The sequence below is a fragment of the Salmonella sp. SAL04213 genome, assembly GCF_046550535.1.
Classification (GTDB): Bacteria; Pseudomonadota; Gammaproteobacteria; order Enterobacterales; family Enterobacteriaceae; genus Salmonella; species Salmonella enterica.
Genome location: NZ_JBGDXS010000010.1, coordinates 57,312 through 81,997 on the forward strand (window position 1 = coordinate 57,312; position 24,686 = coordinate 81,997).

Below are 24,686 nucleotides of genomic sequence, written 5' to 3' on the forward strand. Positions count from 1 at the left end.
AGGAAGTTAACGAAGCGGCAGATAGATATCCGTCAGCAGCTCATGTTCCGCCACCTCATTGACGAAATTCAGGTACTGGAAGAAGACCGGAAAATCGCGCAGCGTCTCGCCGCTGGCCGGTAGCCATTCGCGGAATAAATACCACACGCTCTCCGGGAGGCTGTCGAGCGATCCCTGATGGCGCACCACCGCGCAGCGCCCGCCAGGAATCTCGCTATTCACCACGCCAACGTCATTTTCGGCTATCGGCTGGCGGACGCTGCCGCAGATATCAAAGCGGAATTGATCCGGCGGCGTCGTCTGCGGGTCGTGCCAGGCAATACCAAAGGTTTGACTGCTGGCAATCGGCGACTGCCCCGTTTCGCGCCGCCATGCAATAAATTTCGCCGCGCTGGCGTTGACCTTATCCGGATGCCCCAGATGCGTCAGCATCGCGACGCGGGTAGGTAGAAATTCAACGATTTTTACGTCCATGACATGCTGCTCCTGTAACGCAAGTTTAGGAACGCGTTGGTGCCAGGCCAGCCAGTCCGGCGATTGCCGAAACCGGCGCGGGCTTTGACCAAACGCGGTTTTGAAAGCACGTGTGAACGACTCCGGATTCTGAAATCCGGCATCCAGCGCGATATCGATAACTTTATCCTGCGGATTAAACGCCAGCCGCCATGACGCCCGGCGCAAACGCAGCCACTGGATATAGCGATAGAGCGGAAGCCCGCTCCAGACGGTAAACTGCCGGTGAAAATGAAACGGCGAGCTGTGCGCCATCCGGCTTAACACCTCAAGCGACAGAGGCTCATCCAGATGACGCTCAATGTGGTCGCAAACGCGCCGCAGACGTTCGGAATAAGCCGCGCTGATCAGGTCATTCATCACTGCCTCCTTGTGGCCTATTCTGCCCACCGGGCGGCTGTGAATCCTGACCGATCTTGCGCAATGTGGGATTACGGATTCACTTTACGAATCTGTTTTACGTCGATTTCGACAGAGTTCCAGTCTTTATCCACTTCACCCTGAATTTCAACGGTATCCTGCGGGGTTACGGTCAGGCCGTTCCAACGCTTGTGGTCAATATCCACATTGATAGTACCGGTCGCATCTTTAAACACATACAGGTCGTCGGAAATGCGCTCGACGATATTCCCGCGCAGCGTTACCCACGCATCGTCACGCAGCGATTTAGCGCTCTCTACCGTCGTGCTGCTGCCGTTCGGGCCGACAAATCCGCCGCCTTGCGTTTGCGTCGCCGACGGGCCGGAGAAACCGCCCTGCTGAGCCGCCAGAACCGGGGTAGAACACAGTGCCATAACGGCAACGATTGCAGCTAATTTTTTCATGATTACTTTTCCCTTTCATGTCGTTTCAGATCCATTTAATAAGGTAATCCTTAACAACTTCTTAAGGCAAAAAAAGAATCTTTTTTTCTGTACATCGCCTGCGGCGACAAGGTTAACTGACGGCAACGCGAGTTACCGCAAGGAAGAACAGATGCGAATTTTACTGGTAGAAGATGACACACTTATTGGCGATGGCATAAAAGCGGGCCTGAGTAAAATGGGTTTCAGCGTCGACTGGTTTACTGAGGGACGTCCGGGCAAAGAGGCGCTTTACAGCGCGCCTTATGATGCGGTTATTTTAGATTTGACGCTGCCAGGCATGGACGGACGGGATATTTTGCGCGAATGGCGCGAAAAGGGTAAACAGGAACCGGTACTGATCCTGACGGCGCGCGACGCGTTAGCAGAGCGCGTCGAGGGGCTACGTCTGGGCGCCGATGACTATTTATGTAAACCTTTCGCGCTCATTGAGGTCGCCGCCCGTCTGGAGGCGCTGGTACGCCGCGCCAGCGGTCAGGCCAGTAGCGAATTGCGCCACGGCCAGGTGACGCTCAATCCAGGCAATCTCGTCGCGACGCTTGCCGGCGAACCGCTGGCCTTAAAACCAAAAGAGTTCGCGTTGCTGGAACTCTTACTGCGCAACAAAGGTCGCGTGCTGCCGCGCAAGCTTATTGAAGAGAAGCTGTATAACTGGGATGACGACGTGTCCAGCAATGCAGTGGAAGTCCATGTTCATCATTTACGCCGCAAGCTCGGCAGCGAATTTATTCGCACCGTACACGGCATCGGCTACACCCTGGGTGACGCATGAAATTGACGCAACGTCTCAGCCTGCGCGTCAGGCTGACGCTTATTTTCCTGATTCTGGTCTCCATCACCTGGGCAATCTCCAGTTTTGTGGCCTGGAGAAAGACGACGGATAATGTCGACGAGCTGTTTGACACACAGTTGATGTTGTTCGCCAGACGGCTTAGCACCCTCGATCTTAACGAGATCAACGCCCCGCAGCGCATGGCGCATACGCCAAAGAAATTAAAACATGGGCATATCGATGACGATGCGCTGGCGTTCGCCATCTTTTCCGCTGACGGCAAAATGTTGCTGCATGATGGCGACAACGGCCAGGATATTCCGTATCGCTATCGCCGGGAAGGTTTCGACAATGGCTATCTGAAGGATGACAACGACCTCTGGCGTTTTTTGTGGTTGAACTCGGCGGACGGTAAGTATCGTATCGTCGTCGGTCAGGAGTGGGATTACCGCGAAGATATGGCGCTGGCGATCGTGGCGGCGCAATTAACGCCGTGGCTGATCGCCCTTCCCTTCATGCTACTGATTTTATTACTCCTGCTTCACCGCGAGCTCAGACCGTTGAAAAAACTGGCGCAGGCGCTACGCTTCCGGTCGCCGGAATCGGAAACGCCGCTCGACGCCAAAGGCGTACCGAGCGAGGTTCGCCCACTGGTCGAAGCGCTTAATCAGCTTTTTAGCCGCATCCACTCCATGATGGTGCGCGAACGGCGATTTACCTCCGACGCCGCCCATGAATTGCGCAGCCCGCTGGCCGCGCTGAAAGTACAAACCGAGGTGGCGCAGCTCTCGGGCGACGATCCGCTATCGCGTGATAAAGCGCTGACCCAGCTCCATGCGGGGATCGATCGCGCCACGCGGCTGGTCGATCAGCTACTGACGTTATCGCGTCTCGACTCGCTCAATAATTTGCAGGATGTAGCGGAGATTTCGCTGGAAGAGCTGCTGCAGTCCGCGGTAATGGATATTTATCATCCGGCGCAGCAGGCGAATATCGACGTGCGTTTACAGCTTAACGCCCATGACGTCATACGTACCGGCCAGCCGCTACTCTTAAGCCTGTTAGTGCGTAACCTGCTGGATAATGCGATTCGCTACAGTCCGCAAGGCAGCGTCGTCGACGTTACCTTACATGCCCGCAGCTTCACCGTCAGAGATAATGGCCCTGGTGTAGCGCCAGAGATTCTGACGCATATCGGCGAGCGTTTTTACCGCCCGCCTGGCCAAAGTGTGACCGGCAGCGGTCTGGGATTATCAATCGTCCGTCGCATCGCTACGCTGCACGGCATGACGGTGTCGTTTGGCAACGCCGCGGAAGGTGGATTTGAGGCCGTAGTAAGTTGGTAACACAGACTTTTGCCAAAAATGCAAAAGACTTTGCACATTTTGCTAATTTCACCGCACCGCCCGTCAGCGTAGAATCAGCAGCAAACGCATTTCTTGAGGACACAAAATGAGTAACATCCTGATTATCAACGGGGCGAAAAAATTCGCGCACTCCAACGGCCAGTTAAATGACACCCTGACCGAAGTTGCCGATGGGCTTCTGCGCGATCTGGGTCATCAGGTTAAGATCGTCCGCGCCGACAGCGACTATGACATTAAAGAAGAGGTGCAGAATTTCGTCTGGGCTGACGTGGTGATTTGGCAGATGCCAGGCTGGTGGATGGGCGCGCCATGGACAGTAAAAAAATATATGGATGATGTCTTTACCGAAGGTCACGGTACGCTCTATGCCAGCGATGGCCGCACGCGTTCCGATGCCGCTAAAAAGTACGGTTCCGGCGGTCTGGTGCAGGGGAAAAAATATATGCTGTCACTGACGTGGAACGCGCCGATGGAAGCATTTACCGAAAAAGATCAATTTTTCCACGGCGTAGGCGTAGATGGCGTCTATCTGCCATTCCATAAAGCCAACCAGTTCCTGGGCATGGACGCGCTGCCAACGTTTATTGCCAACGACGTGATTAAAATGCCGGATGTTCCGCGCTATACCGCAGAATATCGCAAGCATCTGAGCGAAATTTTTGCTTAACTGGTCATCCTGGAATTAGAAGGAGTTAACCATGCTTACCGTCATTGCCGAAATTCGCACGCGTCCGGGCCAACATCACCGTCAGGCCGTCCTCGACCAGTTTGCGAAAATTATTCCAACCGTTCTTAAAGAAGAGGGGTGCCACGGTTACGCGCCGATGGTGGATCATGCCGCGGGCGTGAGTTTTCAGACTCTGGCGCCTGACTCGATCGTGATGATTGAACAGTGGGAAAGCGTTGCGCACCTTGAGGCGCATCTGCAAACCCCGCATATGAAAGCCTACAGCGACGCGGTAAAAGACGATGTGCTGGAAATGAATATTCGTATTCTGGAATCCGGCGTTTAAGTTATTACCCTCGTCTGACGTCGCCCTGATGCGATGCGCAAGTGTCGCCATCAGGCTGCGGCGTCATGTCGGATTCGCTTATCCGGCCTGCGCCACGCAGACCGGATAAAGCGTGCAACAACCGTTACACGTCGAGATCCGCGAGATCGCCTTTTTCCTGTAGCCAGTTGCGTCGATCTTCAGAACGTTTCTTCGCCAGCAGCATATCCATCATCGCGTTAGTACGCTGATCGTCTTCATCGCTAATGGTGAGCTGCACCAGGCGGCGAGTATTCGGATCAAGCGTGGTTTCGCGTAACTGCATCGGGTTCATTTCTCCCAGGCCTTTGAAACGCTGTACGTTCGGCTTGCCTTTCTTACGCTTCAGTTGTTCCAGTACGCCCGCCTTCTCTTCTTCCGTAAGCGCGTAATAGACCTCTTTACCCAAATCGATACGGTATAGCGGCGGCAGCGCGACGTAGACATGACCATTCTTCACCAGCGCGCGGAAATGTCTGACAAACAGCGCGCAAAGCAGAGTAGCGATATGCAAACCATCGGAGTCCGCATCCGCCAGGATACAGATCTTGCCGTAGCGCAGCTGACTCAGATCGTCGCTGTCCGGATCGATACCGATCGCCACGGAAATATCATGCACCTCTTGCGAGGCAAGCACTTCATCGGAAGAGACTTCCCAGGTGTTAAGGATCTTACCTTTGAGTGGCATGATCGCCTGATATTCGCGATCGCGCGCCTGCTTGGCGGAACCGCCTGCCGAATCCCCTTCCACAAGGAACAGCTCGGTCCGATTAAGATCCTGCGCGGTACAGTCCGCCAGTTTCCCCGGCAACGCCGGACCGCTGGTGAGCTTTTTGCGTACCACTTTTTTTGCGGCGCGCAGTCGCCGCTGCGCGCTGGCAATCGCCATCTCTGCCAGTTGTTCCGCCGCCTGCACGTTCTGGTTCAGCCACAGGCTGAAGGCATCTTTCACCACGCCGGAAACAAATGCCGCACATTGACGCGACGACAGACGCTCTTTGGTCTGCCCGGCAAATTGCGGGTCCTGCATTTTCACGGAGAGCACATAAGCGCAGCGATCCCAGATATCTTCCGCCGACAGTTTGACGCCGCGCGGCAAAATATTGCGGTATTCGCAAAATTCGCGCATCGCGTCGAGCAGGCCCTGGCGCAGACCGTTAACGTGCGTACCCCCCTGCATGGTCGGGATCAGGTTGACGTAGCTTTCTGTCAGTAATTCGCCGCCTTCCGGCAGCCACAATAGCGCCCAGTCAACCGCTTCCGTTTCACCGTTAAAATTACCGATAAACGGTTTTTCCGGCAGCGTCGGCAGGCCGTTTACCGCTTCGCCCAGATAGTCGTTCAGACCATCCTGGTAGCACCAGCGCTGCTCGCTGTTATTCACTTCATCTTTAAAAGTGATTTCCACGCCGGGACACAGCACCGCTTTTGCTTTCAGAACGTGCATTAAGCGAGAGACAGAAAAACGCGGGCTGTCGAAGAAACTTTCGTCCGGCCAGAAATGCACGCTGGTGCCAGTATTACGTTTACCGCAGGTGCCGACAACCTGCAAATCCTGCACTTTTTCGCCGTTTTCAAACGCGATGTTATAGACCTGACCGTCGCGGCGCACGGTCACTTCCACGCGCTTTGACAGGGCATTTACTACCGAAATCCCCACCCCATGCAGACCACCAGAGAACTGATAGTTCTTATTGGAGAATTTACCGCCAGCATGAAGTCGACAGAGGATCAGTTCTACCGCCGGAACCCCCTCTTCCGGATGGATATCCACCGGCATCCCGCGTCCGTCGTCAATCACTTCCAGCGATTGATCGGCATGTAAAATGACATCCACGCGTTTGGCGTGACCTGCCAGTGCTTCATCCACACTATTATCAATCACTTCCTGACCCAAATGGTTGGGGCGGGTCGTATCGGTGTACATCCCCGGGCGGCGGCGTACCGGCTCAAGCCCAGTGAGTACCTCAATGGCATCAGCGTTATAAGTTTGCGTCATGGTTTAATTAGCAATTCGAATTGATTGTCAGCAACTGTGCAGTCCAAGAAAATCGACAATCTGGTTGAAATAATCTTCGAAGCCCGTGAATGCGTGATTACCCCCCTCGGTCACTGTCTGACGGCAGGAGGCGTAATATGCCACCGCCTGGCGGTAATCCAGCACTTCATCGCCCGTCTGTTGCAGTAGCCAGATCAGGTCCGGCGCTTCCAGCGGGTCAATCTGCATGACTTTAAGATCATAAATATGGCGAGACTCTAGCACATATTGCTGCCCGGTGTAGGGGTTCTCGTTCTGACCGAGATAGTCGGTCAGTAATTCAAAGGGCCGCACGGCGGGATTCACCACCACAGCCGGCAGCATAAAACATTGCGACAGCCAGGTGGCGTAATAACCACCCAGCGACGATCCTACCAGCCCTAATGGCGCACCGCCATGCTCAAGCACGAGACATTCCAGCAACTCCGCCGCATCGGCAGGATACGGCGGTAGTTGAGGGACGATCATCTCGACATGCGGATGACGCTCCGCCAGCCAGTTTTTTAGCTGGCACGCTTTTGCCGAGCGAGGGGAACTGTTGAATCCGTGCAAATAGAGAAGCGTAGACATCAGTATCCTTCCGAAGCGGTATCGGGTCGGAACCGGGTATCCTGCAGGCGATGCACTTCCGTCTCCAGGACGCCGTTCGCCTGGAGCTCCAGCGTACGCCAGCCCGGCGCGATAGTATCCAGCGTAAAGTTCGCGCAGTGCGGTTTGAACTGTACGCAGGTTGACGGCGACGCCAGCAGACGGCGACCGTTCCAGTCAAGATCCAGCTCCTGGTGAATATGTCCGCATAACAGATATTTTACATGCGGGAAATTCGCCAGCACGCTATCCAGCTCACCGGCATTACGCAAGCTGTGCTGATCCAACCAACTGCACCCTGCCGGCAACGGATGGTGGTGCAAAAGGAGCAATGTCTGTCTCTCTGGCGCATCGGCGAGCTTACGCTCAAGCCATTCCAGTTGGAACTCGCTCAGTTCGCCATGCGGGACGCCAAACACCTGGCTATCCAGCAACAAAATCTGCCATTGTTCACCGATTAACACGCGCTTAGCCGGGGAAATCCCCGCCTCTTGCAGCGCGCTGTACATTGCCGGCTGAAAATCATGATTGCCCGGTAGCCAAACGCAAGGCGCGCGAAAGCTTGCGATACCCTCAGCAAAATGCTGATAAGCCGCAGCGGATTGATCCTGCGCCAGATCGCCGGTGGCCACGATCAGATCATATTCATACTGTTGCGCCCGAATAGCCTCCAGCACGGCCTGGTAACTTTCCCAGGTATTGACGCCTAACAGCGTTTCATGCTTTTCGGCAAACAGGTGAGTATCTGTAATTTGTAAAATCCTGACTCGGGCCTCACCAGCCAGAGGTAGGGTTAACAGGCTTTCCAAATGGTGTCCTTAGGTTTCACGACGCTAATAAACCGGAATCGCCATCGCTCCATGTGCTAAACAGAATCGTAGCCAGTCGGCCAGAAACTGATTAATTTGATGCTTTTCGTCGCGTTGATGCAACTTTTTATTTGGATAATCATACCGCGCTTTGAAGCGAAAGATCTGCTGGCTTGAACACACTTCAGCCACCATCGCATCATGGTAGAGGCGCACCGTCAGCGACGGCAGGCTCCAGTAGGTGATGGCTGGCGCCGTTTGCTCGATCGTTACAAGCGTAGTGTATCGGGTCGATTCCACAATCGTTAACCGATATTGTACGTTGCCCACCTGATAGCTCACCGTTTCACCGGGGGCGTCATTGCGCGGCAGCAGGCGGCGCAATTGCGAAAAATTGGTTTCGCACAAACGCATCATTTCTGGGAAGTCAGGTGTATAACGCTTCATTTTTTCCACTCGTTTTTTAACTCTTGATGATGCAACTGAAGCCATTGCAAAGCGATGACTGCGGCTGCGTTGTCGATTTTCCCCTCTTCTACCCACTGGTATGCCTGTTCCCGGCTTACCACATGAACCCGAATATCTTCGTTTTCATCCGCCAGACCATGAATACCTACCGCGGTCGTGGCGTCCACTTCACCCACCAGAATAGATGAGCGCTCGCTGGTTCCTCCTGGACTCGCCAGGTAACTGATGACCGGTCGGGTGCGGCCTACGGTCAGCCCCGCTTCTTCCATCGCCTCCCGCCGGGCGACCGCCTCAATGGTTTCGCCTTCTTCTATCATGCCGGCGACCATCTCCAGCAGCCACGGCGTAACGCTTGTGTCATACGCGGCAATACGAATCTGTTCGACCAGCACCACCTCGTCACGTTCAGGGTCAAAGGGTAGCAAGACGGCGGCGTGCCCGCGCTCAAAAATTTCGCGCTTTACCTCGCCACTCATTTCTCCGTTGAATAAACGATGGCGGAATCGATACACATCCAATGAAAAAAAACCGCGATAGCGCGTTTCCCGTGCAATAATTTCTACATCGCTTTTGGTGAAAGTAACTGGCAAGTTGTCTGATTTACGCATTGTGCTGCCCTGCTAGCAATAATGATTAAATGATGAATTTCAAGGGTGGTTGACTGCTGTTTTATCACCCTTGTGGTAAATTGGTGCCAATTAAGGCTCGTATGGCACGTAACGCCAACTTTTTGCAGTGGCGGATTCTGCTAGAATCAGCAATTATTTTTACAAATTGATCAGCGCTAAATACTGCTTCACAACAAGGAATGCAAATGAAGAAATTGCTCCCCATCCTTATCGGCCTGAGCCTGTCGGGGTTCAGCACACTAAGCCAGGCAGAGAACCTGATGCAAGTTTATCAGCAAGCACGCCTGAGCAACCCGGAATTGCGTAAATCCGCTGCCGATCGCGATGCTGCATTCGAAAAAATTAACGAAGCGCGTAGTCCTTTACTGCCGCAACTGGGTTTAGGTGCCGACTACACCTACAGCAACGGTTATCGCGATGCGAACGGTATCAACTCCAATGAAACCAGCGCTTCTCTGCAATTAACGCAGACGCTATTTGATATGTCGAAATGGCGTGGGCTCACCCTGCAAGAAAAAGCAGCAGGCATTCAGGATGTCACCTATCAGACCGATCAGCAGACGCTGATCCTCAATACCGCGAACGCGTATTTTAAGGTATTGAACGCTATTGATGTGCTTTCCTATACCCAGGCGCAAAAAGAGGCTATCTACCGTCAGTTAGATCAAACGACGCAACGTTTTAACGTGGGTCTGGTCGCCATTACCGACGTGCAAAACGCCCGTGCGCAATATGATACCGTACTGGCGAATGAAGTGACCGCCCGCAACAACCTGGATAACGCGGTAGAAGAGCTGCGCCAGGTAACCGGCAATTATTACCCGGAGCTGGCGTCGCTTAACGTCGAGCATTTTAAAACCGACAAACCCAAAGCTGTTAATGCGCTGCTGAAGGAAGCGGAAAACCGTAACCTGTCGCTGTTGCAGGCGCGTTTAAGTCAGGATCTGGCGCGCGAGCAAATCCGTCAGGCGCAGGATGGCCATCTGCCGACGCTGAATTTAACGGCCTCAACCGGCATTTCTGATACCTCTTATAGCGGTTCTAAAACCAACTCCACCCAGTACGACGATAGCAATATGGGGCAGAATAAAATCGGCCTGAACTTCTCCCTGCCGCTGTATCAAGGCGGGATGGTTAACTCGCAGGTAAAACAGGCGCAGTATAACTTCGTCGGCGCAAGCGAACAGCTGGAAAGCGCGCACCGTAGCGTGGTGCAGACCGTACGTTCTTCCTTTAACAATATTAACGCCTCCATCAGCAGCATCAACGCGTATAAACAGGCAGTCGTTTCCGCGCAAAGTTCTTTGGATGCAATGGAAGCCGGTTACTCGGTCGGTACACGTACCATTGTTGACGTACTGGATGCCACCACCACTCTGTATGATGCCAAGCAGCAACTGGCCAACGCGCGTTATACCTATTTGATTAATCAGTTAAATATCAAATATGCGCTCGGTACGCTGAACGAGCAGGATCTGCTCGCGCTTAACAGTACGTTGGGTAAACCTATCCCGACGTCGCCAGAAAGCGTAGCGCCGGAAACGCCAGAGCAGGATGCTGCCGCAGACGGTTATAATGCCCATAGCGCCGCGCCGGCAGTACAGCCGACCGCCGCTCGCGCCAACAGCAATAACGGCAATCCATTCCGGCATTGATAAGTTATTCGCTGGCGCTGCGCTTATCAGACCTGTGCCCTTGTAGGTCTGGTAAGCGCGGCGCTACCTGTCATAAAGCCGCGCCTGAACGTAAGACAACGTAAAGATCCTGCTATTCCGCCGCATTCTCGCCTTTTCTCGCTTCAATTTCGACCAGTCATCCTCTATTCTGAACGCATGTTGTATTTACCACTGGGTCCTGGAAGACAAATATGAAACGGACAAAATCCATCCATCACGCATCATTTCGCAAAAGCTGGAGCGCGCGGCATTTAACGCCGGTCGCCCTGGCGGTTACGGCTGTTTTTATGCTGGCTGGCTGTGAAAAAAGCGATGAAACCGTATCGCTGTATCAAAACGCTGATGACTGTTCAGCGGCGAATCCGGGCAAAAGCGCGGAGTGTACAACCGCGTATAACAATGCGCTGAAAGAGGCCGAACGTACTGCGCCTAAGTACGCTACACGCGAAGATTGCGTCGCTGAGTTTGGCGAAGGCCAGTGCCAGCAAGCGCCCGCACAGGCTGGCATGGCGCCGGAAAATCAGGCGCAGGCCCAACAATCCAGCGGCAGTTTCTGGATGCCGCTTATGGCAGGTTACATGATGGGGCGTCTGATGGGCGGCGGCGCAGGCTTTGCGCAACAGCCGCTGTTTAGCTCGAAAAACCCGGCCAGCCCTGCATACGGCAAATATACCGATGCGGCAGGTAAAAACTACGGCGCGGCGCAACCGGGCCGGACAATGACCGTACCGAAAACCGCGATGGCGCCGAAACCGGCCACCACAACAACCGTTACCCGCGGCGGTTTTGGCGAATCCGTCGCCAAACAGAGCACCATGCAGCGTAGCGCTGCCGGTACTTCAACACGTTCGATGGGCGGCTGATACGCATGGAAAGAGTCAGTATTACCGAGCGCCCGGACTGGCGCGATAAAGCGACTGAATACGGGTTTAATTTTCACACTATGTATGGTGAACCGTACTGGTGTGAAGACGCTTATTACAAGTTAACGCTCGCCCAGGTGGAAAAACTGGAAGACGTTACCGCCGAGTTGCACCAGATGTGCCTCAAGGTAGTAGAACGCGTCATCGCCAGCGATGAGCTGATGACGAAGTTTCGTATTCCAAAACATACCTGGGGTTTTGTTCGTCAGTCCTGGCAAACGCAACAACCGTCGCTCTATTCCCGCCTCGATCTGGCCTGGGACGGCATCGGCGAGCCTAAGCTGCTCGAAAATAATGCCGACACGCCAACATCGCTGTATGAAGCGGCGTTTTTTCAGTGGATTTGGCTGGAAGATCAGATCAACGCGGGCAATCTGCCGGAAGGCAGCGATCAGTTTAATAGCCTGCAGGAAAAGCTGATTGAACGCTTTGCTGAACTTCGCGAGCAGTACGGTTTTCAGTTGCTGCATCTCACCTGCTGTCGCGATACGGTTGAGGATCGCGGCACCATTCAGTATTTACAGGACTGCGCGGCCGAAGCGGAAATCGCCACCGAATTTCTCTATATCGACGATATTGGTCTGGGGGAAAAAGGCCAATTTACGGATCTGCAGGATCAGGTCATTGCGAACCTGTTCAAGCTCTATCCGTGGGAATTTATGCTGCGCGAGATGTTTTCCACCAAGCTGGAAGATGCCGGCGTGCGCTGGCTGGAACCGGCCTGGAAAAGCATTATCTCCAATAAAGCGTTGTTGCCGCTGTTGTGGGAGATGTTCCCGGACCATCCGAATCTGTTGCCTGCGTATTTCGCCGAAGACGAATATCCGCCAATGGATAAATATGTCGTGAAACCGATCTTCTCCCGCGAAGGGGCGAACGTATCGATTATTGAGAACGGTAAAACGATCGAATCCGTGGAAGGCCCGTATGGTGAAGAGGGTATGATCGTGCAACAGTTCTATCCGCTGCCAAAATTCGGCGACAGTTACACCCTGATTGGTAGCTGGCTGATTAACGATCAGCCCGCCGGAATTGGTATCCGTGAAGATCGGGCGCTGATCACCCAGGATCTCTCCCGCTTCTATCCGCATATTTTTGTTGAAGGATAGATTTTCCTGTAAGCCCGATGCGCGTAGCGCCATCGGGCAATCATTCAGCGCCTTATCCGGCCTACCCCACCTGCACCGACAACATACTTATACTGCCCATCTCAATACCGTCGACCGGGATGGTGATAGGTTCCTTGCCGTCCCAGGCGCCAAGTACATACAGCAAAGGCAAAAAGTGCTCCGGCGTCGGGTTCGATAAGGCGCCCCCTTCATGTTGCAGATAATTCACCAGCGGGTGCTGTTCTACCGGCCCCTGCCACGTCAGGTTGGCTTTCACAAAGTCATTAAATGACGCCGCCCAGGGATACGGTATATTGTCACCGTGCCAACGCACAGTCCGCAGGTTATGAACCACATTCCCGCTGGCCACCAGCATCACGCCTTCGTCACGCAGCGTCGCCAGTTTACGGCCCACCTCAAAATGCCATGCCGCCGGTTTGGTACTATCAACACTAAGCTGCACCATCGGAATATCCGCATTCGGGTACATCTTGATCAATACGCCCCAGGAGCCATGATCAAATCCCCACGCCTCTTTATCGAGCGCGACGGGAACGGGAGCCAACAGTTCAACCAGACGCTGCGCCAGCGCAGGCGATCCAGGGGCCGGATAATGCGTGTCATACAGCGCCTGCGGAAAACCGCCAAAATCATGGAGAGTTTGCGGCCTTTCCATCGCTGTGACGCCCGTCCCGCGGGTATACCAGTGCGCCGACACCACCACTATCGCCTGTGGTCGCGGCAGGGCTTCCCCCAATCGCCGCCAGGCGCGGGTATAATCATTATCGTCCAGCACGTTCATCGGGCTGCCATGCCCCAAAAACAATGCTGGCATACACGTTAAAGACATGATGTTATCCTTACAGGAAAGACATTTTGTTAACATCACCATACGCTTTCTTCACAGAGGAAGAACTCAGATAACTATGATGAAGATCATCAGTTATTTTGAAGGTCAGGTTCGGACGGCAAATTGATAAGGAGTAATGGATGTCAGTACCACTTATTCTGACCTTACTGGCGGGCGCCGCCACCTTTATTGGCGCGTTTCTTGGCGTTCTCGGCCAAAAACCGTCTAACCGCGTGCTGGCTTTTTCGCTGGGCTTCGCCGCAGGGATCATGCTGCTCATCTCGCTGATGGAGATGCTGCCCGCCGCGCTTGATACCGAGGGGATGTCGCCTGTACTGGGCTACGGAATGTTTATTATCGGCCTGTTGGGCTACTTCGGGCTGGACCGCCTGCTTCCTCACGCTCATCCGCAGGATCTGATGCAAAAAAGGCAGCAGCCGCTTCCCGGCTCGATAAAACGCACTGCGATTTTATTGACGCTCGGCATTAGTCTGCACAACTTTCCGGAAGGGATCGCCACCTTTGTCACTGCCAGCAGCAATCTTGAACTGGGTTTCGGCATCGCACTGGCGGTGGCGTTGCACAATATTCCTGAAGGTCTGGCGGTTGCCGGTCCGGTTTATGCCGCGACGGGCTCAAAACGTACCGCGATTTTTTGGGCCGGTATCTCCGGCATGGCGGAAATTCTTGGCGGCGTGCTGGCGTGGCTGATTTTGGGCAGCCTGGTTTCGCCAATCGTTATGGCGGCTATCATGGCGGCAGTCGCCGGTATTATGGTGGCGCTCTCCGTCGATGAACTGATGCCGCTGGCAAAAGAGATCGATCCTAACAATAACCCCAGCTATGGCGTGCTTTGCGGTATGTCCATCATGGGGCTCAGTCTCGTCATTTTGCAGACGATAGGTATCGGTTAAGAGAAACGTCGTGCCGGATGCAGGCCTTTAGCCAGGCAACATCCGGCTGCCCGTCAAGGATATGCGCTATTTCTGCTCATTCATCACGCTGTCGCCTTCGCTCGTCTGGCGAAAACGTTTCGTTCGCGCTTCAAGTAATGCATCTCTGTCTTGCCGAAACGCTCTGCAATAACGCTTCATATGGCAAATATACCCTACTACCACCAGAACGATTAATATTATCCAATACCAGGCAATAAACATCCTTTTTACCCTTAAAATTTAACATCACTAAACATTTAACGTTAAAATTTTACATACCCTTATTTTGACGTATTCATATACTGGCATATTTGTGGAACAAATAAATGATTTTGATCATATAAATCAGTGGTGAAACACAATAATGAAAGAGGTATTAAGCAGAAAACAATGTCGATAAGATCACACTTCGTACTAATTTATATTGTTCTTAAAATATCACACTCCTACTATCGACTTACTCAGGCAATTAAAAAATATTGATACATAATATACTTTAAAATAAGTAATAGCATTATGACTTATATTTAAAGACCAATCATTTACCTCATTTATCATTCATAAAAACATAGTATATTCAGAAGTATTATATTTAGAAGTTGTATATAAGGAGATATATCCATGTTTGACCAATACCGGAAAACAATACTTGCCGGTGCCGTCGCACTGACATGCGGACTCACCGCAGCCAGTACGTTTGCCGCAGGTTTTCAACCGGCGCAGCCCGCAGGGAAATTAGGCGCAGTCGTTGTCGATCCTTACGGTAATGCCCCTCTCACCGCACTGGTGGAATTAGATAGCCATATTATTTCAGACGTTAAAGTTACTGTACATGGCAAAGGGGAAAAGGGCGTTCCCGTTACTTATACCGTTGGGAAAGAGTCTTTAGAAACCTATGACGGTATTCCTATTTTTGGCCTTTATCAGAAATTTGCCAACAACGTCACGGTAGAATATAAAGAAAACGGCAAAGCCATGAAGGATGACTATGTGGTGCAGACGTCCGCCATCGTCAACCATTATATGGATAACCGTTCTATTTCAGATCTCCAGCAAACGAAAGTTATTAAAGTCGCGCCAGGATTTGAAGATCGCCTTTATCTGGTAAATACCCATACCTTTACGCCGCAGGGCGCTGAATTTCACTGGCACGGCGAAAAAGATAAAAATGCGGGCATTCTTGATGCCGGCCCGGCGGGCGGGGCTTTGCCTTTCGATATCGCCCCTTATACGTTTGTGGTCGACACCCAGGGTGAATATCGCTGGTGGCTGGATCAAGATACCTTCTACGACGGCCACGATATGAATATCAACAAACGCGGCTACCTGATGGGTATTCGTGAAACGCCTCGCGGCACCTTTACCGCGGTGCAGGGCCAACACTGGTACGAGTTTGACATGATGGGGCAAATTCTTGCCGATCATAAACTGCCGCGCGGGTTCCTGGATGCGTCTCATGAATCCATCGAAACCGTGAACGGCACCGTACTGCTGCGCGTCGGCAAACGCGATTACCGCAAAGAAGACGGCATACATGTTCATACTATTCGTGACCAAATCATTGAGGTCGATAAGTCTGGCCGCGTAGTAGACGTTTGGGATTTAACCAAAATCCTCGACCCTATGCGTGATGCGCTGCTCGGCGCGCTGGATGCGGGCGCAGTATGCGTGAACGTCGATCTGGCCCATGCCGGACAGCAGGCGAAACTCGAACCGGATACGCCGTATGGCGATGCGCTTGGCGTTGGTGCCGGTCGTAACTGGGCGCACGTCAACTCTATCGCTTATGACGCGAAAGACGACTCCATCATCCTTTCTTCCCGCCATCAGGGTATTGTAAAAATTGGTCGCGATAAGCAGGTGAAATGGATACTGGCACCGTCTAAAGGCTGGAATAAGCAGCTAGCCAGTAAATTGCTGAAACCGGTAGACGATCATGGTAAGCCGTTGACCTGTGACGAAAACGGCAAGTGTAAGGACACCGATTTCGATTTCACCTATACCCAACATACGGCATGGCTTTCCAGCAAAGGCACGTTAACGGTCTTTGATAACGGCGATGGTCGCGGCCTGGAGCAACCGGCTCTACCGACCATGAAATATTCCCGTTTTGTCGAATATAAGATCGATGAGAAGAAAGGCACCGTACAACAAGTTTGGGAATACGGTAAAGAACGTGGATATGATTTCTATAGTCCTATTACCTCGGTTGTTGAATATCAAAAAGACCGCGACACCATGTTCGGCTTTGGCGGTTCTATTAACCTGTTCGACGTTGGTAAACCCACAGTCGGCAAACTGAATGAGATTGACTATAAAACGAAAGAAGTGAAAGTTGAAATTGATGTGCTGTCGGATAAACCCAACCAGACTCACTATCGTGCATTACTGGTTCATCCAACGCAAATGTTTAAATAAATAACGGGAAGGAATTAATATGTCATCTAAATGGATTACCTCTTTATTTAAAAGCGTAGTATTAACCGCGGCATTGGTCACTCCTTTTGCGGCATCGGCTTTTACCGAGGGCACAGATTATATGGTTCTGGAGAAACCGATTCCTAATGCGGATAAAACGCTGATTAAGGTATTTAGCTACGCCTGCCCTTTCTGCTACAAATATGACAAAGCCGTAACAGGTCCGGTTTCTGATAAAGTAGCCGATCTCGTTACGTTCACTCCGTTCCACCTGGAAACAAAAGGCGAATATGGCAAACAGGCCAGCGAAGTATTTGCAGTCCTGATCGCCAAAGATAAAGCTGCCGGGATTTCGTTATTTGATGCTAAATCACAATTCAAAAAAGCGAAGTTCGCCTGGTATGCGGCTTACCATGATAAGAAAGAGCGCTGGTCAGATGGGAAAGATCCGGCGGCATTTATTAAAACCGGGCTGGACGCCGCAGGCATGAGCCAGGCTGATTTTGAAGCGGCGCTGAAAGATCCTGCCGTTCAGGAGACTCTGGAAAAATGGAAAGCCGCCTATGACGTTGCCAAAATTCAGGGTGTTCCGGCTTACGTCGTCAACGGCAAGTACCTTATCTATACCAAAAACATCAAATCCATCGATTCTATGGCTGAACTCGTTCGGGAACTGGCCACTAAAAAATAAGCAGGGAAACGATTATGGATTTTATTAAGGGATTATGGCGAGACCTACGCGCAAGACCAGTGGATACGCTGGTGAGATGGCAGGAACAGCGCTTTCTGTGGCTGTTAATGGCCATCGCGATGGGAGGGTTAATTATCCTGGCGCACTCGTTCTTCCAAATCTACCTCTACATGGCGCCGTGCGAACAGTGTGTTTACATTCGTTACGCGATGTTTGTGATGGTAATTGGCGGGGTGATTGCGGCGATAAATCCCAAAAATATCGTGCTGAAGCTGATTGGCTGCATCGCGGCGTTTTATGGCAGCATTATGGGCATTAAGTTTTCTATTAAGCTTAATGGTATCCATCATGCGGTACATAATGCGGACCCCGATTCACTTTTTGGCGTGCAAGGATGTTCGACTGACCCTACCTTTCCTTTCAACTTACCGTTGGCGGAATGGGCGCCGGAGTGGTTTAAACCTACCGGAGACTGCGGTTATGACGCGCCTATCGTCCCTGATGGCGTAACGCTCAGTAGCGTACAGCAGTGGTTTGTCGATCTCTACCAGCAGTCCGAAGGCTGGTATCTGCTTCCGCCCTGGCACTTTATGAACATGGCGCAGGCATGTATGTTGGCCTTTGGGTTGTGCCTGATTCTGCTGCTGGTGATGAGCGGCGCCTGGGCATTGAAACTGGCCAGAGGAAAATAACCTGAATAGATAAACCAAAGCAGAGGTCTGCATTCAGGCCTCTGCTTTTCTCACAATAATTTTACCATTCAGCTTATTCGTCGTTCTTTGAAACTGAACGATATGGCACCGAAGGAATACAAAAAAGCCGATGACATCTCATCGGCTTTTTTCAACCATGATCCGTTCGATCAGCTGGCTTTGCGCTCATGCGCCTGGCGGTAAGCCACCAGATCTTCAATCGTGACCACCGCCATATTATGCTGGCCTGCAAACGCGATACACTCCGGCGCTCGCGCCATCGTCCCATCGTCGTTAGTCAACTCGCACAGCACACCTGCAGGTTTAAAACCGGCCAGCGTCATCAGATCGATGGTCGCCTCCGTATGACCGCCGCGCGTCAGCACGCCGCCCGCCTGAGCGCGCAGTGGGAAAACGTGCCCCGGACGGTTAAGATCGGACGGTTTTGCGCCATCCTTAATTGCCGCACGCACCGTAGTGACACGGTCAGCGGCGGAAACACCAGTGGTCACGCCTTCTGCGGCTTCAATGGTCACGGTAAAACCGGTGCCGTAGGCGCTGGTGTTGTTTTCCACCATCATTGGTAAGTCGAGCTGCTTACGACGGTCTTCAGTAATACACAGGCAAACAATACCGCTACCGTGACGAATGGTTAACGCCATCTGTTCTACGGTCATCGTCTCTGCGGGGAAAATCATATCGCCTTCGTTTTCACGATCTTCATCATCAAGCACCATCACACCGCGTCCTTCACGCAGCGCATCCAGTGCAAGTTCAACACGTTCAAAAGGCGTACCAAAAGAGGAAAGTAGCGTCTGATTCATGGTAAAAAAACCTCATTAACATTATGGTTACCAGAATCAGGGCAGTCTTAGGAGTGCCGACAAGCGGCAAAAAAATAACGTGAGCGGGTCCATGCCCGACTGGATCGTTACCCTCTCCCATCCGGACTTTAACCGTCGGCCCCGGAATTACACCGGATCTGCTGACCTTTTCGCTATGGCAAAAAGCGCTCGCGGGCTTTCAACCTGCTCTCCGCGTTCCGTCACGGCGCGCCGTGATGAGAAATGCGTTAAACATCGCTGATTTACCGCCGGTGGGGAATTTCGCCCCGCCCTGAGAATAAGCGGGTTAACTATAACGCTATTGATTACCTTCATCAACGCCTTTACTCCGTATGACGTCACACAATTCTGGTTTATGGCGTCCACATATCGCACTACAATAAGAGCTAACACTTACCAGTTCAGGGAAACCACAATGATTGACCCGAAAAAAATTGAGCAAATCGCACGCCAGGTTCATGAGTCAATGCCGAAAGGTATTCGCGAGTTCGGGGAAGATATCGAGAAAAAAATCCGTCAAACGCTGCAATCTCAGCTGACGCGTCTCGATCTGGTGAGCCGCGAAGAGTTTGATGTCCAGACTCAGGTCTTGCTGCGCACCCGGGAAAAACTAGCACTGCTGGAGCAACGCCTCAGCGAACTGGAAGCTCGCGACAAGCCTGAAGAAGTAAAACCTGCGCCCGCCATCCCGCCAGTCGATCCACAAGAGTAAAAACGTGAACGGGCCTGACGGCCCGCTCATATAAGATCTGAATAATGCCCTGCGCCTGTAAAGGGAGCCTGCATTAGTGTTCTAATTCTAACCTTTTCGCCTGAGTCGCCTGCTGGCAGTAAAGCGCGTAACGCTTGCAAAACCAGTCGCGGTGCTCCTCGTCCATATTGCCGGTTACCGCCTGAATATCAACAGGACGCCCCTCCGCCTGCATTCTGGCAAAACTGCGCGCCAGAAAATCGAAATTATTTAATGAATAGACGTTATTGTTGTTCATCAGCATACCCTCCAGTTATTGAATTCTGTTAAGGCTATATGCTTTTTCTGATTTCAGTATTTCCCTATATGTACGGCGGTTTTATACATAACGTGCGCAAATTTAATGCGCAAAATCACAATATTCACCAAAGATAACGACGGATAAATCGCTTTTCGGACTTAAGGAGATATGGGTCACATGATATTGTAACGCAGTGAAATAACAAGCATGAAAATTATCACGCGAACACCCTTCTGAAGGCGGCGACAAGGATAGAAAATATGACCTTATTTGCGGAGTATAACAGCCCCTATCTGTTTGCCATCGCGTTCGTTTTCTTTATCGGCGTGCTGGAGATGATTTCTCTGATTTTTGGCCACTTTCTTTCAGGCGCGCTCGACGCCCATCTCGATCATTATGACGCCCTGTCATCCGGCCCTGCGGGCCAGGCGCTTCATTATCTGAATATTGGACGCGTTCCCGCCCTGGTCGTCCTCTGTCTATTGGCCGGTTATTTCGGCCTCTTCGGCATCCTCATCCAGCATGGCGGGATCATGCTCTGGCAAGCGCCGCTCAGCAATCTGCTGCTGGTCCCGTTAAGCATTGTCCTGTCGGTCTTTGCCGTGCATTACAGCGGAAAAATCCTCGCGCCCTGGCTACCCAGAGATGAAAGCTCCGCCCTCCGGGAAGAGGAATTTATCGGCGGCATGGCGATTATTACCGGCCACGCCGCCGTCGCCGGTACACCTTGCGAAGGAAAATTTACCGATAAGTTCGGCCAGATTCACTATTTACTGCTGGAACCTGAAAAGGGAAAAGAATTTAAAAAAGGAGACAAGGTGCTGATTGTCTGCCGACTTTCCGCAACGCGTTATTTGGCTGAGCGTACCTTCTATGTCTAATTGAGAGGAACTTACATAATGGATGATGTTTTTGGCATATTGCCATCATGGATGTTTACCGCCATCGTGGCGGTTATCGTCTTACTAATTATCGGGATCATTTTTGCTCGTCTCTATCGCCGCGCATCTGCGGAACAGGCGTTTGTCCGTACCGGGCTTGGCGGGCAAAAAGTGGTGATGAGCGGCGGCGCTATTGTGATGCCAATCTTTCACGAAATTATTCCGATCAATATGAATACCCTAAAACTTGAAGTCAGCCGTGCTACCGTCGACAGCCTGATCACCAAAGATCGTATGCGCGTTGACGTGGTCGTTGCTTTCTTCGTGCGTGTAAAACCCTCTGTTGAAGGTATTGCCACCGCCGCACAAACGCTTGGCCAGCGAACGCTGTCACCGGAAGATCTTCGTATGCTGGTTGAGGATAAATTCGTTGACGCCTTACGCGCTACCGCAGCCCAGATGACGATGCATGAGCTACAGGATACGCGTGAAAACTTCGTTCAGGGCGTACAAAACACCGTTGCGGAAGATTTGTCGAAAAACGGTCTGGAGCTGGAAAGCGTCTCCTTAACCAACTTTAACCAAACGTCCAAAGAACATTTCAACCCAAACAACGCCTTTGATGCCGAAGGTCTGACGAAACTGACGCAGGAAACCGAACGCCGCCGTCGTGAACGTAATGAAGTGGAACAGGATGTGGAAGTGGCGGTGCGCGAAAAGAACCGCGACGCGCTTGAACGCAAGCTGGAAATCGAGCAGCAAGAAGCCTTTATGACTCTGGAGCAGGAGCAACAGGTTAAAACCCGCACCGCCGAACAAAACGCTAAAATTGCCGCTTTTGAGGCCGAGCGCCATCGTGAAGCAGAACAGACGCGCATTCTTGCTGAGCGGCAGATCCAGGAGACGGAGATCGAACGTGAGCAAGCAGTACGGTCCAGGAAAGTTGAGGCCGAGCGTGAAGTACGTATTAAAGAGATCGAACAGCAACAGGTGACAGAAATCGCCAACCAGACGAAATCTATCGCCATTGCCGCCAAATCCGAGCAGCAATCGCAAGCGGAAGCGCGCGCCAACGACGCGCTGGCCGATGCGGTTCGCGCCCAGCAAAACGTAGAAACCACCCGCCAGACCGCCGAAGCGGATCGCGCCAAGCAGGTCGCTCTGATCGCCGCGGCGCAGGATGCGGAAACCAAAGCGGTCGAACTGACCGTTCGGGCAAAAGCAGAGAAAGAAGCGGCAGAATTGCAAGCCGCCGCCATCATCGAACTGGCGGAAGCAACGCGTAAAAAAGGTTTGGCGGAAGCCGAAGCGCAACGGGCGCTGAATGACGCTATCAACGTGCTTTCTGACGAACAAACCAGCCTCAAATTTAAACTAGCGCTCTTACAATCGTTGCCTGCTGTTATTGAGAAGTCTGTTGAACCGATGAAATCCATCGACGGCATTAAGATTATTCAGGTCGATGGCCTCAATCGCGGCGCGACGGCGGGCGACGTCGCCGCTGGCGGCGCTAACGGGGGAAACCTGGCGGAACAAGCGTTATCTGCCGCGCTCACCTATCGTACCCAGGCGCCGCTGATCGATTCGCTGTTAAACGAGATTGGCATCGCTGGCGGCTCGCTAAAGGCGCTGACCACACCGTTGGTTTCATCGGCAACGGATGAGATTAATCGCGAAGCAACGGTAAAAGAGCAATAACCCCCGCCATATCTCCTGTCCCTGGTCATAAGACCGGGGATTTTTTTATCTTTTTTCCACCTTGTCTGTACAAAGCGTTATGACCAGCAGGCCATTTTGCGTGGGCGATCCAGTAACGCAAAATCGGCGGGAGAAAGCCCTTGCGCCAGACAGGCCACTCACCAACAATCGCGATGTCAGCAAGGGGCTGAAACGGGAAAGCCCCTCCCGAGGAAGGGGCTTTAATAAGGAAAGGGTTATGATGCACCAGGTCATCATACTGATTGTTCTGTTACTGATAAGTTTCCCAGCTTACTAACAGCCAATCAGAGGGGGGAGAGATCCCCTCTCACCCTTATTCCTTTACTTTAGGTCGAAAAAAAAGCAGCGTCAACCGCGAGATACGCGTCGAAACAAAATGTCCGACGCGCCTTCAAAATCAGCGCCCGCAGCGTCTGTAACGCCTGATGACGCGGTTTTACTTCTCGCTCTCGGTCTGGATCTTTTTGATGATATTGGTCGTGGAACAACCATCTTCGAAGTTCAGCACCATGACTTCGCCGCCGTTGGCCCAGACCTCTTCGCTGCCCGCGATCTCTTCCGGCTTATAGTCGCCGCCTTTTACCAGCAGATCCGGCAGAATACCGGCAATCAGTCGTTGCGGCGTATCCTCTTCAAAAGAGACAACCCAGTCGACTGACTCCAGCGCGCCCAGCACGATCATACGCTGTTCGAGCGGATTAACCGGACGGCTTTCGCCTTTCAGGCGTTTAGTCGAGGCGTCACTATTGACCGCAACAATCAGGCGGTCGCCCAGTTTGCGCGCGTTCGCCAGATAAGAGACATGGCCCGCGTGCAGAATATCGAAAACGCCGTTGGTCATGACCACTTTCTCGCCACGCTTACGCGCGCTGGCGACGGCCTGCCTCAACTCCTCTTCGGTCATAACGCCGAAGCCGGTATCCGCGCGTCCGCGCACTGCGTTTTCCAGCTCAATAGGGGAAACCGTTGACGTCCCGAGTTTACCTACCACTACGCCCGCCGCCGCATTGGCGAAATAACACGCCTCTTCCAGGGTATTTCCCGCCGCCAGCGTCGCCGCCAGCACGCCGATCACCGTATCGCCCGCACCGGTAACATCATAAACTTCCTGCGCCTGCGTCGGCATATGTAGCGGCGCTTTATTCGGTTGCAGCAGCGTCATTCCCTGTTCGGAACGCGTGACCAACAGCGCGGAAAGGTCGTAATCGGCAATGAGCTTCATGCCGCGTTCAACCAGTTCGTCTTCGCTTTTACATTTCCCCGCGACCGCCTCGAATTCAGAAAGGTTTGGCGTCAGCAGCGTGGCGCCGCGGTAACGTTCAAAATCCGTTCCTTTCGGATCGATGAGCACCGGCACGCCCGCCTGGCGCGCCAGGGAAATCATAGTCTGCACGCTGGTCAGAGCGCCTTTGGCATAATCGGACAATACCAGCGCGCCGATCGATCCCAGCGCCTGGTTGATACGCTCATGCAACGGCTGCGGGTCCACCCCCTCAAAGCCTTCTTCAAAATCAAGACGAATGAGCTGCTGATTACGTGATAGCACGCGCAGTTTGGTAATCGTCGGATGCGTCGGCACAGAAACGAAGTCGCACTTCACATTGACCTCTGCCAACGTTTTGCTCAGCGCGCGCGCGGCGTCATCAATACCCGTCAGGCCGACCAGACGGGCGTTCGCTCCCAGAGACGCAATGTTCATCGCCACGTTCGCCGCGCCGCCCGGGCGTTCCTCAACGGTATTTACCTTAACCACGGGCACCGGCGCTTCCGGTGAAATACGGCAAGTGGGGCCATACCAATAGCGATCCAGCATTACATCACCCACAACCATGACGCCTGCACGTTCAAACGCTGGCAGATTTACTTTCATTCCTGTC

At 52.6% G+C, this 24,686-nt stretch carries 27 protein-coding genes and 1 riboswitch; of the genes, 15 read left to right on the plus strand and 12 right to left on the minus strand.

Going from position 1 to position 24,686, the window contains the following annotated elements:
* Positions 1–6 precede the first annotated feature (6 nt).
* On the minus strand, positions 7–873 hold the full coding sequence (locus ACLJPQ_RS19410) for a GyrI-like domain-containing protein (RefSeq protein WP_076933240.1): 867 nt from the start codon (positions 871–873) through the stop codon (positions 7–9).
* Positions 874–944: 71 nt separating this feature from the next.
* A complete protein-coding gene (locus tag ACLJPQ_RS19415; RefSeq protein WP_000731552.1) occupies positions 945–1,337 on the minus strand; it encodes a YgiW/YdeI family stress tolerance OB fold protein in 393 nt (130 codons plus the stop codon).
* Between the two features lie 151 nt (positions 1,338–1,488).
* On the opposite strand from ACLJPQ_RS19415, the gene qseB reads away from it, so the two are divergent.
* The 4 genes from qseB (at position 1,489) to ACLJPQ_RS19435 (ending at position 4,528) form a co-directional block, all read left to right on the plus strand.
* Positions 1,489–2,148 (plus strand): quorum sensing response regulator transcription factor QseB, encoded by a 660-nt coding sequence (gene qseB / locus ACLJPQ_RS19420; RefSeq protein ID WP_001221574.1) that lies wholly within the window; start codon positions 1,489–1,491, stop codon positions 2,146–2,148.
* Positions 2,145–3,494, plus strand: coding sequence for a quorum sensing histidine kinase QseC (qseC, locus tag ACLJPQ_RS19425; protein ID WP_000779328.1), 1,350 nt, complete (start codon positions 2,145–2,147; stop codon positions 3,492–3,494). Before qseB ends, qseC begins: the two co-directional genes overlap by 4 nt.
* A gap of 106 nt (positions 3,495–3,600) precedes the next feature.
* Entirely contained in the window at positions 3,601–4,182 is a 582-nt protein-coding gene (locus ACLJPQ_RS19430; protein WP_000065416.1) for an NAD(P)H-dependent oxidoreductase, read from the plus strand.
* A gap of 31 nt (positions 4,183–4,213) precedes the next feature.
* Positions 4,214–4,528, plus strand: a complete 315-nt coding sequence (locus ACLJPQ_RS19435) for a putative quinol monooxygenase (protein WP_000958587.1) — start codon at positions 4,214–4,216, stop codon at positions 4,526–4,528.
* 124 nt (positions 4,529–4,652) lie between these two features.
* Here ACLJPQ_RS19435 and parE read toward each other — a convergent pair whose 3' ends face one another.
* From parE to nudF, 5 genes are read right to left on the minus strand one after another with little or no spacing between them, the layout of a single operon-like run.
* Positions 4,653–6,545, minus strand: coding sequence for a DNA topoisomerase IV subunit B (gene parE / locus ACLJPQ_RS19440; RefSeq protein WP_000195318.1), 1,893 nt, complete (start codon positions 6,543–6,545; stop codon positions 4,653–4,655).
* A 27-nt stretch (positions 6,546–6,572) separates the two neighbouring features.
* A complete protein-coding gene (yqiA, locus tag ACLJPQ_RS19445; protein ID WP_023206361.1) occupies positions 6,573–7,154 on the minus strand; it encodes an esterase YqiA in 582 nt (193 codons plus the stop codon).
* A complete protein-coding gene (cpdA, locus tag ACLJPQ_RS19450; RefSeq protein ID WP_023215695.1) occupies positions 7,154–7,981 on the minus strand; it encodes a 3',5'-cyclic-AMP phosphodiesterase in 828 nt (275 codons plus the stop codon). Before cpdA ends, yqiA begins: the two co-directional genes overlap by 1 nt.
* A 24-nt stretch (positions 7,982–8,005) precedes the next feature.
* The gene (locus ACLJPQ_RS19455) at positions 8,006–8,428 is read right to left on the minus strand and encodes a DUF1249 family protein (protein ID WP_000833404.1); all 423 of its coding nucleotides are present in this window, start codon (positions 8,426–8,428) and stop codon (positions 8,006–8,008) included.
* Positions 8,425–9,057, minus strand: a complete 633-nt coding sequence (gene nudF, locus ACLJPQ_RS19460) for an ADP-ribose diphosphatase (protein ID WP_001231952.1) — start codon at positions 9,055–9,057, stop codon at positions 8,425–8,427. Before nudF ends, ACLJPQ_RS19455 begins: the two co-directional genes overlap by 4 nt.
* 200 nt (positions 9,058–9,257) lie before the next feature.
* On the opposite strand from nudF, the gene tolC reads away from it, so the two are divergent.
* The 3 genes from tolC to ACLJPQ_RS19475 all read left to right on the plus strand — a co-directional run bounded on the left by tolC (position 9,258) and on the right by ACLJPQ_RS19475 (position 12,786).
* Entirely contained in the window at positions 9,258–10,733 is a 1,476-nt protein-coding gene (gene tolC, locus ACLJPQ_RS19465; RefSeq protein ID WP_072100461.1) for an outer membrane channel protein TolC, read from the plus strand.
* 212 nt (positions 10,734–10,945) lie between these two features.
* Positions 10,946–11,617 (plus strand): DUF1190 family protein, encoded by a 672-nt coding sequence (locus tag ACLJPQ_RS19470; protein WP_000831528.1) that lies wholly within the window; start codon positions 10,946–10,948, stop codon positions 11,615–11,617.
* A 5-nt stretch (positions 11,618–11,622) separates the two neighbouring features.
* On the plus strand, positions 11,623–12,786 hold the full coding sequence (locus ACLJPQ_RS19475; RefSeq protein ID WP_020839017.1) for a glutathionylspermidine synthase family protein: 1,164 nt from the start codon (positions 11,623–11,625) through the stop codon (positions 12,784–12,786).
* A gap of 61 nt (positions 12,787–12,847) precedes the next feature.
* Here ACLJPQ_RS19475 and ygiD read toward each other — a convergent pair whose 3' ends face one another.
* Entirely contained in the window at positions 12,848–13,636 is a 789-nt protein-coding gene (ygiD, locus tag ACLJPQ_RS19480) for a 4,5-DOPA dioxygenase extradiol (RefSeq protein WP_001520560.1), read from the minus strand.
* A gap of 140 nt (positions 13,637–13,776) precedes the next feature.
* Between ygiD and zupT the strand changes: the two genes are divergently transcribed.
* A complete protein-coding gene (gene zupT, locus ACLJPQ_RS19485; RefSeq protein ID WP_000115871.1) occupies positions 13,777–14,550 on the plus strand; it encodes a zinc transporter ZupT in 774 nt (257 codons plus the stop codon).
* 66 nt (positions 14,551–14,616) lie between these two features.
* Here zupT and ACLJPQ_RS19490 read toward each other — a convergent pair whose 3' ends face one another.
* Positions 14,617–14,793 carry a hypothetical protein gene (locus ACLJPQ_RS19490; RefSeq protein WP_000469259.1) on the minus strand — a complete coding sequence of 59 codons (177 nt, stop codon included), beginning with the start codon at positions 14,791–14,793 and terminating at the stop codon, positions 14,617–14,619.
* Positions 14,794–15,192: 399 nt separating this feature from the next.
* Here ACLJPQ_RS19490 and ACLJPQ_RS19495 point away from each other — a divergent pair, with 399 nt between their 5' ends.
* From ACLJPQ_RS19495 to dsbI, 3 genes are read left to right on the plus strand one after another with little or no spacing between them, the layout of a single operon-like run.
* Positions 15,193–16,989, plus strand: coding sequence for an aryl-sulfate sulfotransferase (locus ACLJPQ_RS19495; protein ID WP_000460259.1), 1,797 nt, complete (start codon positions 15,193–15,195; stop codon positions 16,987–16,989).
* A gap of 19 nt (positions 16,990–17,008) precedes the next feature.
* Positions 17,009–17,680, plus strand: coding sequence for a thiol:disulfide interchange protein DsbA/DsbL (locus ACLJPQ_RS19500; RefSeq protein ID WP_000096230.1), 672 nt, complete (start codon positions 17,009–17,011; stop codon positions 17,678–17,680).
* A 14-nt stretch (positions 17,681–17,694) separates the two neighbouring features.
* The gene (gene dsbI, locus ACLJPQ_RS19505; RefSeq protein WP_000345576.1) at positions 17,695–18,372 is read left to right on the plus strand and encodes a protein-disulfide oxidoreductase DsbI; all 678 of its coding nucleotides are present in this window, start codon (positions 17,695–17,697) and stop codon (positions 18,370–18,372) included.
* A 170-nt stretch (positions 18,373–18,542) separates the two neighbouring features.
* On the opposite strand, the gene ribB is transcribed toward dsbI, so the two are convergent.
* The gene (gene ribB, locus ACLJPQ_RS19510) at positions 18,543–19,196 is read right to left on the minus strand and encodes a 3,4-dihydroxy-2-butanone-4-phosphate synthase (protein ID WP_001076978.1); all 654 of its coding nucleotides are present in this window, start codon (positions 19,194–19,196) and stop codon (positions 18,543–18,545) included.
* Between the two features lie 105 nt (positions 19,197–19,301).
* Positions 19,302–19,500: riboswitch (FMN riboswitch) on the minus strand.
* Between the two features lie 132 nt (positions 19,501–19,632).
* Between ribB and ubiK the strand changes: the two genes are divergently transcribed.
* Complete coding sequence (gene ubiK / locus ACLJPQ_RS19515; protein ID WP_000566824.1) at positions 19,633–19,929, plus strand: ubiquinone biosynthesis accessory factor UbiK; 297 nt, start codon at positions 19,633–19,635, stop codon at positions 19,927–19,929.
* A gap of 73 nt (positions 19,930–20,002) precedes the next feature.
* Here the strand turns inward: ubiK and glgS are convergent, their stop codons facing one another.
* Entirely contained in the window at positions 20,003–20,212 is a 210-nt protein-coding gene (gene glgS, locus ACLJPQ_RS19520) for a cell surface composition regulator GlgS (RefSeq protein WP_000928927.1), read from the minus strand.
* Between the two features lie 257 nt (positions 20,213–20,469).
* Here glgS and ACLJPQ_RS19525 point away from each other — a divergent pair, with 257 nt between their 5' ends.
* The 3 genes from ACLJPQ_RS19525 to ACLJPQ_RS19535 all read left to right on the plus strand — a co-directional run bounded on the left by ACLJPQ_RS19525 (position 20,470) and on the right by ACLJPQ_RS19535 (position 23,086).
* On the plus strand, positions 20,470–21,090 hold the full coding sequence (locus ACLJPQ_RS19525; protein ID WP_000171739.1) for an OB-fold-containig protein: 621 nt from the start codon (positions 20,470–20,472) through the stop codon (positions 21,088–21,090).
* 18 nt (positions 21,091–21,108) lie between these two features.
* Complete coding sequence (locus tag ACLJPQ_RS19530) at positions 21,109–22,788, plus strand: flotillin family protein (RefSeq protein ID WP_000342879.1); 1,680 nt, start codon at positions 21,109–21,111, stop codon at positions 22,786–22,788.
* Positions 22,789–23,026: 238 nt separating this feature from the next.
* The gene (locus ACLJPQ_RS19535) at positions 23,027–23,086 is read left to right on the plus strand and encodes a type I toxin-antitoxin system Ibs family toxin (RefSeq protein WP_192936148.1); all 60 of its coding nucleotides are present in this window, start codon (positions 23,027–23,029) and stop codon (positions 23,084–23,086) included.
* Between the two features lie 159 nt (positions 23,087–23,245).
* Here ACLJPQ_RS19535 and hldE read toward each other — a convergent pair whose 3' ends face one another.
* Complete coding sequence (gene hldE / locus ACLJPQ_RS19540) at positions 23,246–24,679, minus strand: bifunctional D-glycero-beta-D-manno-heptose-7-phosphate kinase/D-glycero-beta-D-manno-heptose 1-phosphate adenylyltransferase HldE (RefSeq protein WP_000867682.1); 1,434 nt, start codon at positions 24,677–24,679, stop codon at positions 23,246–23,248.
* Positions 24,680–24,686 lie beyond the last annotated feature (7 nt).